The organism is Fusibacter sp. 3D3 (assembly GCF_001748365.1).
GTDB lineage: Bacteria > Bacillota > Clostridia > Peptostreptococcales > Acidaminobacteraceae > Fusibacter_A.
On the sequence record NZ_BDHH01000023.1, the window covers coordinates 53,308 to 70,763 of the forward strand.

At 39.8% G+C, this 17,456-nt stretch carries 13 protein-coding genes; 3 read left to right on the top strand and 10 right to left on the bottom strand.

The window, feature by feature from the left end; genetic code table 11:
* Nucleotides 1-83 precede the first annotated feature (83 nt).
* Nucleotides 84-1,019, top strand: a complete 936-nt coding sequence (gene fba / locus F3D3_RS20075; RefSeq protein WP_069876221.1) for a class II fructose-1,6-bisphosphate aldolase — start codon at nt 84-86, stop codon at nt 1,017-1,019.
* 234 nt (nt 1,020-1,253) lie between these two features.
* On the opposite strand, the gene F3D3_RS20080 is transcribed toward fba, so the two are convergent.
* The 9 genes from F3D3_RS20080 to F3D3_RS20120 form a co-directional block, all read right to left on the bottom strand.
* The gene (locus tag F3D3_RS20080) at nt 1,254-2,066 is read right to left on the bottom strand and encodes a metallophosphoesterase (RefSeq protein WP_069876222.1); all 813 of its coding nucleotides are present in this window, start codon (nt 2,064-2,066) and stop codon (nt 1,254-1,256) included.
* 17 nt (nt 2,067-2,083) lie between these two features.
* Complete coding sequence (locus tag F3D3_RS20085) at nt 2,084-3,055, bottom strand: ABC transporter ATP-binding protein (RefSeq protein WP_069876223.1); 972 nt, start codon at nt 3,053-3,055, stop codon at nt 2,084-2,086.
* Complete coding sequence (locus F3D3_RS20090; RefSeq protein ID WP_069876224.1) at nt 3,055-4,041, bottom strand: ABC transporter ATP-binding protein; 987 nt, start codon at nt 4,039-4,041, stop codon at nt 3,055-3,057. The genes F3D3_RS20085 and F3D3_RS20090 overlap by 1 nt, the downstream gene beginning before the upstream one ends.
* A 9-nt stretch (nt 4,042-4,050) precedes the next feature.
* Nucleotides 4,051-4,860, bottom strand: coding sequence for an ABC transporter permease (locus F3D3_RS20095; protein ID WP_069876225.1), 810 nt, complete (start codon nt 4,858-4,860; stop codon nt 4,051-4,053).
* A 16-nt stretch (nt 4,861-4,876) separates the two neighbouring features.
* A complete protein-coding gene (locus F3D3_RS20100) occupies nt 4,877-5,824 on the bottom strand; it encodes an ABC transporter permease (protein ID WP_069876226.1) in 948 nt (315 codons plus the stop codon).
* Between the two features lie 81 nt (nt 5,825-5,905).
* Nucleotides 5,906-7,465, bottom strand: coding sequence for an ABC transporter substrate-binding protein (locus F3D3_RS20105; protein WP_069876227.1), 1,560 nt, complete (start codon nt 7,463-7,465; stop codon nt 5,906-5,908).
* A gap of 125 nt (nt 7,466-7,590) precedes the next feature.
* Complete coding sequence (locus tag F3D3_RS20110) at nt 7,591-8,337, bottom strand: MBL fold metallo-hydrolase (RefSeq protein WP_069876228.1); 747 nt, start codon at nt 8,335-8,337, stop codon at nt 7,591-7,593.
* A gap of 10 nt (nt 8,338-8,347) precedes the next feature.
* Nucleotides 8,348-9,190, bottom strand: a complete 843-nt coding sequence (locus F3D3_RS20115) for a MurR/RpiR family transcriptional regulator (RefSeq protein WP_069876229.1) — start codon at nt 9,188-9,190, stop codon at nt 8,348-8,350.
* Nucleotides 9,187-9,876, bottom strand: a complete 690-nt coding sequence (locus tag F3D3_RS20120) for an HAD family hydrolase (protein ID WP_069876230.1) — start codon at nt 9,874-9,876, stop codon at nt 9,187-9,189. The genes F3D3_RS20115 and F3D3_RS20120 overlap by 4 nt, the downstream gene beginning before the upstream one ends.
* A gap of 259 nt (nt 9,877-10,135) precedes the next feature.
* Here F3D3_RS20120 and F3D3_RS20125 point away from each other — a divergent pair, with 259 nt between their 5' ends.
* Nucleotides 10,136-10,651 carry a peptidylprolyl isomerase gene (locus F3D3_RS20125; RefSeq protein WP_069876231.1) on the top strand — a complete coding sequence of 172 codons (516 nt, stop codon included), beginning with the start codon at nt 10,136-10,138 and terminating at the stop codon, nt 10,649-10,651.
* Between the two features lie 490 nt (nt 10,652-11,141).
* Complete coding sequence (locus tag F3D3_RS20130; RefSeq protein WP_069876232.1) at nt 11,142-13,283, top strand: anthranilate synthase component I; 2,142 nt, start codon at nt 11,142-11,144, stop codon at nt 13,281-13,283.
* Between the two features lie 131 nt (nt 13,284-13,414).
* On the opposite strand, the gene F3D3_RS20135 is transcribed toward F3D3_RS20130, so the two are convergent.
* On the bottom strand, nt 13,415-17,356 hold the full coding sequence (locus F3D3_RS20135) for a putative Ig domain-containing protein (RefSeq protein ID WP_069876233.1): 3,942 nt from the start codon (nt 17,354-17,356) through the stop codon (nt 13,415-13,417).
* Nucleotides 17,357-17,456: the final 100 nt, after the last annotated feature.

Genomic DNA, 17,456 nt, shown 5'->3' on the forward strand with positions numbered 1-17,456 from the left:
TATCATATATAGCAGGTGTTTTGTTTATAAAAAATTGTAACCAAAATTTGCACTTAATCCATATATTAAAAGGAGTGATTACAGTGCCATTAGTAACGACAAAAGAAATGTTCAAAAAAGCCTATGAAGGCGGTTATGCAGTTGGTGCCTTTAACGTAAACAACATGGAAATTATCCAAGGTATCGTTAAAGCTGCTGCTGAAACAAAATCCCCATTGATTCTTCAGGTTTCTGCAGGTGCCCGCAAATACGCAAGCCCTGTTTACTTGAAAAAATTAGTTGAAGCTGCTTTAATCGAGCATCCAGAGCTTGATATCGCACTTCATCTTGATCACGGTGAAGATTTTGAAATTTGTAAAGCATGTATTGATGATGGCTTTACATCTGTAATGGTAGATGGTTCTCATTTATCATTTGAAGGCAATATTGAACTCACTAAAAAAGTAGTTGAATATGCTCATGCAAGAGGTGTTGTTGTTGAAGCTGAACTCGGAAGACTTGCTGGTATCGAAGATGCTGTAAGTGTATCCGCTGAAGATGCAACTTATACGGATCCTAAACAAGCTGTTGAATTCGTTGAAAAAACAGGTTGTGACTCATTGGCAATTGCGATTGGAACAAGTCATGGTGCATACAAATTCGCTGCTGATTCTGATCCACAATTAGACATCAAAAGATTAAAAGAAATCTCTGGATTGCTACCAGAATTTCCATTAGTTTTACATGGTGCTTCTTCTGTAATTCCTGAATACGTTGCAATGTGTAACGAATTTGGTGGTCAATTAGTAGATGCAAAGGGATGCCCTGAGCCACAACTTAGAGAAGCTGGCAAATACGGTATCTGTAAAATCAACATCGACTCTGATTTAAGACTTGCACTTACTGGAACAATCAGACAACAATTCGCGAAAGACCCAAGTAATTTTGACCCTAGAAAATACTTGGCACCTGCTAGAGAAGCAATCTACGGTATGGTTAAGCATAAAATGCTCAACGTATTAGGTTGCAATCAAAAATAAAAAAATGCTAATGTTAAAGGCCTTTAATTTTAAAGGCCTTTTCATTTTTTTGAATTATCAAAGCATATACTCAGTCCGCTTCACTTCACAATATACTTCTCACTCATCTCAATAAAGTGATTGACTCAATAATCACTCCTGCTAAAAAAGCGCCCCTTATGGTAAACCACAAATACAATGTGTTGTTTACCATAAGAGGCATCTTTCAATTATTTTTTTTACGCTATATTTAAGCTAGAGCTCTAAAATTTTCATGGTTTCCATCACATTTTCACCTGCATCTTGCGCCGCTCCCCATTGTTCTCTATAATTTAAACATCTACAAATATAAGTTTTACCCTTTTCTTCAAAATCTGCTCTGTAATGGACGTGTCCCATGACAATATATTTCACTTGATCATGAAACAGTTCTCCATATTGACCACTCCCTAAAAAGCCATTAAAATAATCCCAGTTTTCTTTTGGAAGCGGTACAGTCATCCGCTGATGTGTCACCATATGTGTCACAAAGATTACTTTTTTATCAGGATATCGACTCAACTGCATGGCCAACTTTTCATAAAATTCTAAAGTCTTCTCTTTGTCCGAAACATGCCATTTGATATACTTCTTATCTTGCCATTGACGCTCAGATTGCTTTCCCAATAGATACTGGTCCAACGTGTACGCATCACTTCCATAACTATAATCGTACCACCCCACATCACCAACGATGACATATTCATCATTTAATATATATGGGGCATCGCATAGGCAACTGTCATGTGCCTTAAGCTGTTCATAAATATCACTGGTATGAATCATGTCCTCATGTTCCAAATTCCAAAGATCATGATTTCCAGGAACAAAAAGACATTTACAAGGGGTATTCTGCTCTATATAGTCAATCACTTCCAAGCTCTTGACATAGTCGTTAGAGATGTCCCCAGCAACAATTAAAACCTCAAGTTTTTTTTCGTGAATCACTTTTAGGAGGGCATCCTCAATCGTATCCCCTTCAATAAAATTCACATCCACGTGTAAATCCGATATTATGCCTATAATCATTTCCCTTTTCTCCTTATTTACTCTGAATACAAATGACAGCTTACAAAATGGCTCTCATAAACAGCTTTATTAATTGGTTTTTGCATTTTGCATATGGTCTTGCCTTTAGGACACCTCCCATAAAAAGGACATCCGTCGGCGTTTAAAACCACTTCTCCGATTTCGCCTAAACTTTGAACCTTTTCCTTTTTTTTATCCCCATAAACAGAGGGCATTGAAGCCATTAGCGATTGCGTATAAGGATGAAGTGGCTGATCAAATATGGCATCCACAGTTGCAAACTCAACGATCTCACCCAGATACATTACCCCGATCCAATCACTCATATAGGCCACGACATTTAGATCATGAGAAATAAACAGATAGGTTAAGGCGTACTTTTTTTGCAAGTCCTTCATTAGATTCAGCACTGACGACTGTACGGAAACATCTAGTGCAGACACCGGTTCATCCGCAATAATGAGTTTGGGATTGAGCATCAAAGCACAAGCGATGCTCACCCTTTGTCTTTGACCTCCAGAGAGTTCATGCGGATATCGGTCATAATAGTGTTCGTCAAACCCAACTTCTGACAAAATCTTTAGAACACGTGCTCTTCGCTCTGCCGCAGTGAGATCCTCATGAATTCTCAACGGTTCTTCTAAAAACCATCCAATGGTTTTTCTAGGATTCAGAACGCCAAATGGGTCTTGAAAAATCATCTGTATATTTCTTTTTATATTATTTTGAACCTGTCGCTCCCTTGTTTCCAAATTCTTACCTTCAAATAGGATTTCCCCACGGCCCTTTTTAACCAATTGTGTGATGATTTTAGCAGTGGTCGACTTACCACAGCCAGACTCACCTACTAGACCAAAGGTTTCCCCTTTAGTAATATCAAATGATATATCCATAATGACACTTTTCTCACGCGTCTTCTGTAGCAATTTCTTTTTAGGCAATGGATAAGATTTACTCAAGTGTTTAACTTCAAGTATTTTTTCACACATTACAAGCTCTCCATTTCTGAGGCCATTTCTGGATAAAAACATCTCACATGATGTCCTTTGTCCAGCTCTCTTAATTCAGGCAGTTGCGCGCTACATTTTTCGGTCGCCTTTTCACAGCGTTCACAAAAAGGACAGCCCACTGGTCTATCTGACATATTGGGCACTCTTCCCGGAATGCTGTATAACCGTTCATGCCTTTTTTGGGGATTGGGAATAGATTTTAACAACCCTTTTGTATACGGATGATAAGGTGCATTTAATACCGCCATCACATCGCCACTTTCCACTACATAACCCAGATACATCACCATCACTCTGTCACACATTTCTTTAATCACACCCAGATCATGTGAAATAAAGAGAATCGCTGTATGGCTTTTCTGATTTAAAGCTCTCATCAGATTGAGAATTTGAGCTTGTATCGTCACATCCAGTGCAGTTGTGGGTTCATCCGCAATTAAGATACTTGGCTGGCAAACCATAGCCATGGCAATCATGATGCGTTGTATCATCCCGCCTGATAATTCATGCGGATAGGCATGATAAAGTGAGCTCACATTTTTAAGGCCCACTTTTTCCATCATCTCTAAGGTCTCGTTCAGGGCTTCTTTTAATGATAAATCCGTATGCAGTTCATACATTTCAAGAATTTGTTTTCCAACAGTCATCAAGGGATTGAGTGAAGTCATCGGCTCTTGAAATATGATGGCAATCTCCTGCCCTCTAATTTTAGAAAGTGCCTTCACGTCCAGCCCATTAATATCACGACCCTTGAACTGAATATGATCCGCTTCAACGCTTGCGCCTGATGATAATAAGCCCAGTAAGGACATCACCGAAATACTTTTCCCACAACCAGACTCTCCCACGATCCCCAAAACTTCATTTTCGTAGAGCTCATAAGACAATTTAGAAACTGCATTGATTTTCGTTTTTTTATGGATAAAGTCAATACTCATATTCTTGACTTCTAATATCTTTTTCATAACGTCACCTTACTTTCTAGGATCTCTTAAATCTCTAATGCCATCTCCGAGCAAATTAAAGCCCAACACGGCTAGTGTTATCATCACGCCTGGAGCAAGTGCATAATAAGGCGCTTTGATTAAATATTTTTGTGACTCACTGAGCATCCTGCCCCAACTTGGATTTGGGGGTTGCACACCCAGTCCCAAATAACTTAGCCCTGCTTCTGACAATATCGCCGATGCCAATCCGATGGAACTGGCAACCACTAATGCAGACATAATATTCGGTAAAATATGCACAAACATAATCCGAATAGAAGGGACCCCTATAGTCCTAGCCATATCCACATAGGTAAAGTTCTTGACTTGTAAAAAACCACTTCTTGTAATCCGCGCAAAATTAGGAATCGCCAATATGCCAAGCGCAACCATTGTATTGAATATCCCAACGCCAAAGACTGCAACAAAGAGCAGTGCAAACAATATTCCTGGAAATGCCATCAAAGCATCCATAAACCGCATTAAGACATCATCCACTCGTCCACCGACATAACCTGCAATACTGCCGATAATAACACCTATGCAAAGACCAATGCCAACTGAAATCAATCCCACATAAAAAGCCGTTTGTGACCCTTGCATAAGACGGCTAAATATATCGCGCCCAAAATGATCTGTTCCCATAAGGTGTTGTACACTTGGGGGTTGAAGCTTTTCAGCAAGGTTCATTTCGGTCACACTATAGGGCATATAGAAATAGCTTGTGACCATGAGTAAGAAAAGTGCCCCCACAATAAAAGCACCTATATAAAAATTTAAAGACTTTTTCTTCTGCATCTCATTAAACACCTTTCTAAAGCGTCTCGATTTTGATTCTTGGATCAATCCAATGATAGATTAAATCCACAAGAAAATTAATGCCAATAATAATGGTGGCAATATAGAGCACCATCCCCTGTACTAAAAAGTAATCCCTATTATTTATGGCCATCACGAGCAATCGCCCTATCCCTGGTATCGTGAAAACTTGTTCGATGATCAAACTCCCGCCAAGAACATCTGCGATCATCATGCCCATAATTGTAATGACTGGAATCAAAGCATTTCTTAAGACATGCCTATACATGACACCCTTAAAAACAAACCCCTTTGCATAAGCTGTTCTCACATAATTGGCTTCAAGCTGTTCCACGATGGCATTTCTCAAATATCGAATCACAGTGGCAATTTTGGGAATTGCTATGGCTACCGCTGGAAAAAACAAGTACAACATGCCTTCTGTAAAATTATCATCCACAGAGACATACCTTCCTGGAATAAAAAGTCTAAGCGTGAGTCCAAAAAAATAAGTCATCATAATGCCCACCCAAAAGGAAGGCACCGCCATCCCAACTTGAGTGGCAATAGAGGTCAATATTCCGATCAGTTTATTGTTATATTTTGCAATAAAAATACTGAGTGGCACTGCAATCATAATCGTCATTGAAAGCGATAAAATCGTAAGCATTGCAGTGACTTTTACACGATCCTTTATCAGCTTGGTCACGGGTTCATCAAACCTCAAGGACATCCCCAGATCACCCTTAATTGCCGAAATAACCCAATTTTTATAGCGCACTATAAAAGGTTTGTCAAGTCCATGTTCTTGAATTAAGGCCTCTATCTGTTCTTGATCGGCTTCAATACCGAGTTTTGCTGTCACGGGGTCCCCCGGGATCAGTTCAAAGATACCAAAGGTCATAAAGGACACGATCACCAAGGTGATGATTGCTGACCCAGTTTTTTTTATGAGATAGCGCATAAGATCATCCTCTTCTTTATAAATATTGGCAGTGGGGTGACCACTACCAACATTCACATCATTATTTTACTTAAGACACTTTTACTCGAAATACAGGTTCGACAAATCTTGTACATAAATCGGATACAATTTATACCCTTTAAGATTGTGCTTCAAAGCGACAATAAAATCTGGATCCATGATATATACTGCTGGCACTTCTTCAGTGAGTATTTTTTGAGCCTCTTTGTACAGAAATGCCCGTTTATCTTCATCTGTTTCAGTTAAGGCTTCTGCAATAAGTTTGTCATAGGCTTCATTGCTGTAGTTCATAAAATTTCGATCATATTGGGATTCATATCTCACTAAAATATTATGTGGATCCAGTTTCCCTGTTAATCCAATAATCGTCATCTCATAATCTCTTCCTGCATAAACCTCTTCAAGCCACACACTCCATTCAATGGCTTCAATGGTCACATTGATGTTCACCGCTTTTAACTGTTCCGCAATGACTTCTGCTGTATTCACATGAAATTCGTAGTTAGAAGGCACTTTTATCGTGATATCAAAGCCATTTTCATACCCCGCTGCCTTGAGCAACGCTTTTGCTTTTTCAATATCTATATTGTAGGTATTTTCTAACCCTTCTTGGTAGTAGTATGCCATTGCAGGTGACATATTGGAGCCTAATTTGGTTCCTTTGCCATCGGCTACTGCTTTGATGATCATATCTACATCGATGGCATAATTGATTGCTTTTCTAACATTCACATCATTTAAAGGCTTGACTTTATTATTCATGGACATCAATTGAACCATGTTTTGTTTGCCTTGAATGTAATAGAAATCATCCGTCAGCATTTCAATGTTTTCAGTGCCAAGGCGAGGATACATATCCACTTCACCTGCAAGAAGGCTCATTAAAGCTGTACTGTTATCCGCAAAAATTCTAAATTCTACATTTTTAATTTTAGGAACCCCTTCGATCCAATACGCATCGAACTTTTCAAGAACAACTTTCTGACTAGGAATATATTCTACAAACTTGTAAGGGCCTGTTCCGATTGGGTGTTTATTGTGCTCTTCTTCGCCCATATCAGAGGGGATTACCGCCTTCGTAAGATTGATTATAAACCCTGAATTGACTTCCTTTAACGTAAATTCAATCGTTTTATCGTCTATGACATCAATCTCCACATTTTCAAATGCAGCGGATACAATATCCTCGCGAACATCCCCTTTGATTCGCTTATAAGAATAAGCCACATCTTCAATGGTCACTTCTTTACCATTGTGAAATTTAATACCCTCTCTAAGAGTAAACGTATACTTGAGCCCTTCTTCTGAAACCTTATATTCACTGGAAACTGCAGGAATAAGCTTTCCTTCACTATCCGATTTCACTAAACCTTCAAATACATTAAACATCATTTCATCAGTGCCTGATGCTGCTGCCAAATGCGGATCTAAATAATCCGGATCTTGTGGCACGGCCACCACAATGTGATCTTGAACCTGCACAGGTGCTTCTTCTTGTACCTTCTCCTCTGCCAATTTTGTCTCTGGTGGTTGCACCTTATTTGCTTCTGAGGGCCCACACCCAGTAAATACAAGCATTGTTACCAGTGTTAAACCTAATGCTATTAAACTTCTCTTCATAATCATCTGCTCCTCAACTTTCCTATACTTTCTTAAGCTTCCTAAACGTTCTTAAGCTTTCCTAAATGTGCCTAAACTGCGCTTATAAATTTTATATAAAATCAACGACACTCACACATCATTGATTAATCGTTAGAGTGCTCACAAGCCTCATGACAGTCTATAAAGACCCCTGCTGATGCCAATGCAATTGGATAGGGTTTTATATTCTCTAACAACAACTCATTCCGCCCATAAGGTGGCAAATGGGTCAATAAAGTCATACGAGGGCCACTGAGTTCAATTAATTTTTCGACTTCAAGGGTGCTCATATGCCCTTTGATTTCTGGTATAGGTTGATATAAGCTACATTCGCAGAGCAATACATGGCAACCCTTGCTAAATTCGATCAGTTCATCCGTGAGTTCTGTATCAGATGTATAGACGATGCTTTTATCTCCTTTTGTCAATTTAATTGCCAAGCTATAGATTATATGCTTAGTTTCTAAAAACTCTAAAGTCATGTCTCCCAGCTTGATAACAGTCTGCCCTTTAATAGGGATAGATTCTGAACTCATTTCTAGAGTCATTTGTGAAAAATAAGGTTCATGATTTGGCGCATATATACGCAATTTTTTATCTATTTCACCCAGTTGATTCTTGATGAGAAAAGCATGCTGTAAGCAAAATATATCTGAAAAATGGTCTGGATGATAATGCGTAATCAACACAGCATCTATCTGTTCAAGCGCAATAAATTGCTGTATTTTCGCCAAACTTCCTGCACCAAAGTCTAATACAATATTGGTATCGTTATCCTGTATTAAATAACAGGATGTTGCTTCTCCTTCCAATGGGTAAGCGCCTCTGCTTCCTACAATTGTTAATTTCATCCACTCATCCTTACTTCCAATCAAATTTCAAGTTAAAATAATCAAAGCTCTCTTCAACCGCATTGAGATTCGCCTTGACAGTATCTACGGCTTGATATGCAATTTGCTTAATCAATAGGTTCATGATGCCAAGAGGTGACACATAAGAATCTAAGAAACCACTTGGATTGCTCACTGCTAAAAAAGCTTTATCTGCCAATGTGTAAAAGGGTGAAATTTTGGCATCTGTGATGGTGATAATCTTTACCTTTTTTTGCTTAGCCACCTCACATATTTTTATAGTGCTTTTGCAATACCTTGGAAATCCTGAACAGATGAGGATATCACCTTCCTTTAACACTGCACCGTACTCTGCAATTTCGCCTTGAGGAATCAACAGTGCATTGCCTAGTAAATAGTTGAGTATATACGCAAATGGGCTTGTAATGGTCAGTCCCGATCGCCATCCGGCTAAATAAACGCGTTTTGCTTCTAATATCATTTTGGCCGCATCTACAAACTGTTCTTCTGTGTTTTGAGACATTGTCTCTCTCAGACTGTTGATCTCTTTTATAAAATGTTTTTCATACCATGAAGGTTCTTCATCTTTGCATTCAACAAAACTGTTAAATCGATTGATTACCCTTTTTTCATAGACAAAGTCTTTCATGGCATCGCTCATATCCGCATATTTTTCATAACCTAAGCGCTTCGCCAAGCGATGTATAGTGGGTTCACTGGAATCACATCTCATTGCAATCTCTTTAGCTGACATAAATGCAATCTCATGGACATTATTCCTAATATAATGTGCCACTTTCTTTTGTGCTGGACTGAGTGCATCAAAGCCTTCTGTTATTCTTTGATTAATCATAAAATTTCTGCCACCACCTCATGTACACCAGTATAGGCTTTATAGTCTAGTTCTTCGATTCCAAAGCGACCAAATCGATTGATGAGCTTTCCTTTTATCCCAACCTGTTTACATCCCACGATGTCATCATAGTAATTATCACCTACATAAATGCAGCTTGAACTGTCCACTTTGGCTTTTTGAAGTGCCAACTCGAAAATAGCGCGGTTTGGCTTGGTTATATTAATTTCACTGGATATGATGATTTCGTCAAAATAGGATGTCAATCCAAGTTGATCTAATATAGGTCTTGCTGTGTGATCCCAATTTGAAATAATGCCAATGCCTATATCTCTTGATTTTAAATTTTCAAGTGTTGTCACCGCATAATCATAGGCTTTCCATGTGGGCTTAAAATGGTTTGCTTTATAAACTTGAAGCATTTCCTTATAAGAAATGACATCGTGAATATTTAAGTATTGATTTAGCTTGGTAAGATACTCGTCCATGTAGAGCGTGGCTTCTTTGTTAAAAAAGCCTCTTTTCTCTCGCATAAAATATTTATCTGCCATATGAAATACTTTTTCTATTTCCTCTACCGCACGATAATGTCCTCGCGTTTCTAAAAATTTTTGATAAGGTACTTCTCTTTCCGAGTATAACAGCGTATAGCCTAAGTCAAACCATGCAAATGTAATTTTTCTCATCAGAACCTCCGTAATGATTCTCATCCTATTTTTCATCTAATTTGTAGTCCTATTTTCAACCTTATTTTATCTGTATAGTGTTATGAAAATATGCGCAAAAAGTAAAGACTGAGTATAGCCTTGTTAAGTTTAGATATACTGGTACCCCCTTTTCATAGTCTTAACATGATCTGAAAATGCGTCAATGATTCTACCAAAAATATGTTCATACTTTCGATAGTGTGTTAAAATAGTAGAGATAAAATAAGGAGGTACTACAATGAATCCACAAGTAAAAATAGAAGTAAAAGGTTTTGGCACTATGGTTGCTGAGCTTTATCCTGAAATAGCACCTACGTCTGTGAATAATTTCTTAACACTTGCTAACGCGGGTTATTATGACGGTTTAATCTTCCACAGAGTTATCAAAGGTTTTATGATCCAAGGCGGATGTCCCCAAGGTTCTGGTATGGGTGGTCCAGGCTACGGCATCAAAGGCGAATTTAATAACAACGGCTTTAAAAATGATATGAAACATGCTGAAGGCGTCTTATCTATGGCAAGATCTCAAATGCCTAATAGCGCAGGCAGTCAAATCTTTATCATGCATAAAAACTCACCTCATCTTGATGGGAGCTATGCTGCTTTTGGTAAAGTTATAGAAGGTTTAGAATTAGTCGATCAAATCGCAAATGTTAAGACAGGTGCTCAAGATCGTCCTAAAGAAGACGTGGTCATCGAAAAAATGACGGTTGAACTCAATGGGTATGAAATTGGGGCAATCGAAAAATTCTAAATTGCCGTGACTGACCGCCAGTTCTTCTGTCAAACTAAAATTGTTTGCCAGTTGACAAAGCTCTAGAATAGAGCTATAATCAATAAAATATAAAATAAATTCAAAGATTGAAAAGAGTACTTATTAAATGTTACTTCTAGCGAGTCGGTGATTGGTGAAAAGTCCGATATTAACGATAATGAGGAATGGGTTCATGAGAAGCAAAGTGAAATTAATTAAAGTAGCTGATGCCGTTTCTCCACGTTATAGGAGTAGGATATCGAAATTAAATTCCGTATCTAAGTATAAACAACGATACTTATTGGATAAGTATTGGGTGGCATAATGAAGCAAACACTTCGTCCCAATTTTAGGGGCTAAGTGTTTTTTTTATTATAGATCATTAGAAACTTTGATCTGGAAAATTATCGGTAAAATACACCTGTTAATAACATGTTCGAATTGGAAATGGCCTGCGCTTTCAAGGTAAACTATTTAAGGAGGCAAAGGAATGCAAACAGAAAAAAAGACTTATTTTACAAAAGGTAATATCGAAGTATTAAGAACTCAAGCCTATTTAGATCAAGAACATATTATCGAAGCCATTGGCAGCCAACTCGATTTAAAAAAAGGGGGCGTTTTTGCCAGTAATTATGAATATCCAGGCCGCTATTCTCGTTGGGAAATAGCCTTTGTTGACCCTTGTCTCGAATTAAGATTCTTTGAGAGTAAATTTGTCGTTCAGTCTTTAAATGGTAGAGGTGATATTCTCTTTGATACTGTCATTGCTTGCATTGCCACTGTGTCAGGCGTTGAGATCATAGAACAAACCGAATCCTATCTTGTAGGGCGTATCCACAAAAGTGATGGATTTTTCAGTGAAGAAGAAAGAAGTAAGCAAAATTCTATCTTTTTAGTAATCCGACAATTAATAGATCTCTTCTATTCTCAAGAAGATGATAAATTAGGTTTATACGGTGCTTTTGGGTATGATTTAGTCTTCCAATTTGAGTCTGAAATTCAATTTAATAAAGAAAGACCTCAAGGTCAAGAAAATCTTGTTTTATTTTTACCCGATCAGTTGTACATCAAAGACAGACAAATGGGCAAGCAGTATAAAATAACCTATGATTTTGTAACCGATAGCGGCACAACTGTTGGCTTAAGTCATGACGAAAGAACAAATGGGCTCTGTCCAATTGAATCTGAGCCCATTGAAAATATCACATCCCCAAAAGGCGCCTATGCTGAAATTGTTAAACGTGCACTAGGTTCTTTTAAATGTGGCGATCTCTTTGAAGTTGTGCCTTCTCACATATTGTCACAAAAAATTGATTTAACGCCTTATGAAGTCTTTCTAAACACCATAAGGATCAATCCAAGTCCATATAATTTCTACTTAAACTTGGGGAAAGAATCTCTAGTGGGCTCTTCTCCTGAGATGTTTGTTCGCGTGGAAGGCAGTAAAATAGAAACATGCCCTATTTCTGGAACCATTAAAAGAGGTCGAAATGCCCTTGAAGATGCTGATCAAGTGAGAACTTTACTAAACTCTACAAAGGATGAAAACGAATTAACCATGTGTACCGATGTGGATCGAAACGATAAATCCAGAATTTGTGTTCCTGGTTCTGTAGACGTAATTGGCAGAAGGCAAATCGAATTCTACTCGCACTTAATACACACTGTGGATCATGTCGTCGGCGAGTTAATGCCAGGATTTGATGCCATTGACGCCTTCTTGACACATATGTGGGCTGTGACCATCACAGGGGCTCCTAAGAGAGCTGCAATAGAATGGATTGAAAACGAAGAAAAAACACCACGAGCATGGTATGGTGGCGCTGTGGGCTTTATGTTGTTCAACGGAGATATGAATACAGGTTTGACTTTAAGAACCATTCGGTTAAAAGATCAAATCGCTCAAATTCGTGTAGGCGCAACGCTTCTGATTGATTCTAACCCTCAAGATGAAGAAGAGGAAACGTATACTAAAGCCAGTGCTCTGCTTAAAAGCATCGTTAAGTTTGACCCATCAGATCAAATAGAGATGAAGTTTAATCACTATTTTGGTAAGAAAGTGCTCATTGTGGATCACGAAGATTCTTTTGTCCACACATTAGGAAACTACATGAAACAACTAGGCGCGGAAGTGATCACTTTAAGACATCATCATGCAAGAAAGGTCCTCAAAGAAAATGCTCGGTATGATGTAGTGGTACTTTCACCAGGTCCTGGAAGACCAGAACAGTTTTTTTTAAATGACACCATTGACATCTGCATTCAAAATGAGACTCCTATATTTGGGGTTTGTCTTGGATTACAAGGCATCGTGGAATACTTTGGTGGTGAACTGGATATCCTCGATACCCCACGTCACGGTAAGAAATTCAAAGTAAACCTCAGTGAGCCTAACTTTAGTAAAGGCATGGAAAGTCAAATTGACGTGGGCCTTTATCACTCCATTTACGCCAAAAGAGTACCTGATACACTCAGAGTATTTGCGCTGGATGATGAAAATATCGTCATGGGGGTAAGACACAAAACACTGCCGATATCCGCAGTTCAGTTCCATCCTGAGTCTTTACTGACTTCGAGTAATAGCAATGGGCTGAGATTGATTGATAATATATTTCAGGATTTGGGGCTCTAACCAACTCAGCATTTAGGTGAAATTTATTGAGCATAATGTAACCCCCACCCTCTACATTCACATTGTAGGCACTCCGCAGCCCTGTGAGGACCGCGTGCCGGAGAGGTGAATGTAGAGGGTGGGGGAATTTTTTATTTGATTTTGATCTCTAAGACACTATTGACACGTATGATTTTAACGTCTATGCTTGCGTAAGTTTTTTGCAAGCTATTAAATACAGTTTCGCTGATGCTTGGAAGCACATATATTACACTGGGATTTAAGATTTTTAAAGCTTCTTTTGTGCTATCGGGTATGTGCTCTTGCCCTGTATACAATATAGGCGCATGATATTCTGCACAAATTTGGGTCACACTGAGTGCATCAAAAGGCATTTTACTGCCATCTGTAATGACAACATATCCTCTTTCTTCAATATTCATTTCTATTGCAATTAACTTAGCCGTTTCATATTTGTCTACGCCACCTATTCGAGTGACATCCTCAATGCCTCTTGCTTTCAATATCTCTTCTAAATTGCTAGATATCGCTTTTTCCAATCCAAAAATATAGATTTTAGAACGCTCTTGTGAAGCCTTTACGATCTCATCGGCCATTTTATTAAAATCTTTTTCCGAATTGCCTGTTCGCAACTGAAGTCCATTTGTGATCAAAGCATAAATTGAACTTGCAAAAGCATCTGCATGATCATATTTAGTCGCAATAAAGACATACCCCAAATTATTTTCATCTAATCTCGTCAGCTCTTTAGAGAGCGTTTTCTCCTCAATATTTGCATCCTCTTTCTGTGGTATACTTTCAGGGACTATAGAATCTGGAGGGTCTAATGCATCCTTTTCAGCAGTAACCTTTCTATAAATAATAAAAGTACTGTATTGGTCAACGTCATATTTCAGGCCCCACTTCCCAGCTTCATATTCAACAAGAGTCCCGGATTTAATCTCTTTTTTACCATCACTATGATCCACGAATATCGAAAGAGCGTTTTGCAAAGCGCGTCTAGCTTCTATATCCGTTGGCATAATAATGCCCTCAAGAGGTAACATCATCTCCGTTTTTGTAGGCGGAAGATTCGTCTCAACAATTACAGGTTTCCCAATCATTTTCATTTCTCCGCTTTCTATCTGCATTTTCATGGTGCTATCTGATTTTAGTTGATCCACTATGGCAAGCCTTTCTATGGATTCCACAACAGGCCTAATGCTGAAATATAAATCATGCTCAAGATTGGAATTCATGGCCTCACTTGGTATTCTGATACTGACATGATCTGTTACAATTTCCAGATCAAAAGTGTTTGCTTTAAACAACTTAACTGCATCCATCGGCAATACGATACGAGCGTTAAGTGAATTATCACGAATGTCACCCATGACGATTCTAATCGTATTTTCACCCTTGTTTTTGAGTTTATCAATGACCTCTGCGACCATGTTCTTATCCAGTTTTATCTCATTAAATCCAGTATCACGTGAGTCTATAATGCTTTGAACTAAAATTCGGGATAAACTTACACCTAGATCAGACGATTCGTCACCAGAACGCATATCTTCATCTCGGTCGTCTTCATCTCCATCTTCATCCTCATCTCCGTCATCTCCATTCGCATCACCACTTGATCCCTTGGAAGTCATTATGATCTGATATTGATGACTATCCGTCTGAGGCTGAACCGCATCATCACTCACCACAACAACAAACTGGTAACTTCCATTTTCAGTTGATAAACCACTCAAAACACCGCTATCTGAAAGTGAAAATCCTATAGGCAATGCACCTGAACCCAGCTTAAACTTATAGGTTCCCGTTCCACCACTTGCTATAAACTGATGTCCTGTATAGATTTCCCCAGTGATACCGTTTTGAGGATTTGTAGTATTTAAAAACAGTTGCGCCATTATATTCATATTAAAAACATGCCGATCTGTCTGAGAAGGCATACTGTTATCCCCTACGGTAATTTCAAAAGTGTAGTATCCAGATCTTAATGGTGTGCCTCCTAAAGCACCCTCTGGATTTAAGGTTAACCCTTCTGGTAGACTCCCAGCAGTCAGTTTGTAATTTAGACTGCCATCCCCTCCGCTCGCACCAAACGAAAATCCAGTATAACTCTGATTTTCTATGCCATCATATGGATCAATCGTATTTATAATCAGTGCAGGAACTGTTTCTGTAATAAGCATACTGTAACTATGACTATCTGTTGATGTTGGCGTATTACTATCCGTTACTGTCACAATAAAAATACTACTTCCACTTGTTGTTGGCACACCACTTAAAATACCATTCGACGTCATGGTTAAACCTTCAGGCAAACTTCCAGAAGTCACTGAAAAGTGTTTTTCTCCAACGCCGCCTGTGGCTGTAAAGGTATGTCCACCGTAAATGGTATTTATTGTGCCAATTGCGGGGTTACTTGTGTCCATTGCCAGAGGTTCGGGCGTAATCGTCGAATCTGGATCAATGATTAGGGTATATTCATGGCTATCCGTAACCGCTGGGGTGGCGCTGTCTGTCACCGTCACTGTAAAGGTGAAACTGCCATATGCTGTTGGCGTGCCACTCAAGGCGCCACTTGATGCCAGCGAAAGGCCTGATGGCAATTCCCCTGCCGTGATGGCATAAGTACTGGGTGCTGTGCCGCCTATGGCTGTAAAGGTATGTCCACCATAAACGGTATTTATTGTGCCACTTGCGGGGTTACTCGTTTCTATTGCCAGAGGTGCTGGGGCTATGATTAGGGTATATTCATGGCTATCCGTAACCGCTGGGGTGGCGCTGTCTGTCACCGTCACTGTAAAGGTGAAACTGCCATAAGCTGTTGGCGTGCCACTCAAGGCGCCACTTGATGCCAATGAAAGCCCTGATGGCAATGCCCCTGCTGTGATGGCATAAGTACTGGGTGCTGTGCCGCCTGTGGCTGTAAAGGTATGTCCACCGTAAACGGTATTTATGGCGCCACTTGCGGGGTTACTCGTTTCTATTGCCAAAGGCGCTGGGGCTATGATTAGGGTATATTCATGGCTATCCGTAACCGCTGGGGTGGCGCTGTCTGTCACCGTCACTGTAAAGGTGAAACTGCCATAAGCTGTTGGCGTGCCACTCAAGGCGCCACTTGATGCCAATGAAAGGCCTGATGGCAATGCCCCTGCTGTGATGGCATACGTATTAGGTGCTGTGCCGCCTGTGGCTGTAAAGGTATGTCCACCGTAAACGGTATTTATAGCACCACTTGCTGGGTTACTCGTTTCTATTGCCAGAGGTTCGGGGACTATGATTAAAGTATATTCATGGCTATCCGTAACCGCTGGGGTGGCACTGTCTGTCACCGTCACTGTAAAGGTGAAACTGCCATAWGCTGTTGGCGTGCCACTTAGGGCGCCACTTGATGCCAGTGAAAGRCCTGATGGCAATGCACCTGCTGTGATGGCATACGTATTAGGTGCTGTGCCGCCTGTGGCTGTAAAGGTATGTCCACCGTAAACGATATTTATAGCACCACTTGCTGGGTTACTCGTTTCTATTGCCAGAGGTGCGGGGACTATGATTAAAGTATATTCATGGCTATCCGTAACTGCTGGGGTGGCACTGTCTGTCACCGTCACTGTAAAGGTGAAACTGCCATAWGCTGTTGGCGTGCCACTTAGGGCGCCACTTGATGCCAGTGAAAGRCCTGATGGCAATGCACCTGCTGTGATGGCATACGTATTAGGTGCTGTGCCGCCTGTGGCTGTAAAGGTATGTCCACCGTAAACGATATTTATAGCACCACTTGCTGGGTTACTCGTTTCTATTGCCAGAGGTGCTGGGGCTATGATTAGGGTATATTCATGGCTATCCGTAACCGYTGGGGTGGCGCTGTCTGTCACSGTCACTGTRAAGGTGAAACTGCCATAAGCTGTTGGCGTGCCACTYAAGGCGCCACTTGATGCCARTGAAAGGCCTGATGGCAATGCMCCTGCTGTGATGGCATACGTATTAGGTGCTGTGCCGCCTGTGGCTGTAAAGGTATGTCCACCGTAAACGRTATTTATAGCACCACTTGCTGGGTTACTCGTGTCTATTACAAACATTTGAGGGTGCAGGCGTTATGTAGTTTGTAGGTCTCGGTTGACGCCGGAGGTTGCAATAACTGTCACCGTCACTGTAAAGGTGAAACTGCCATCAGCTGTT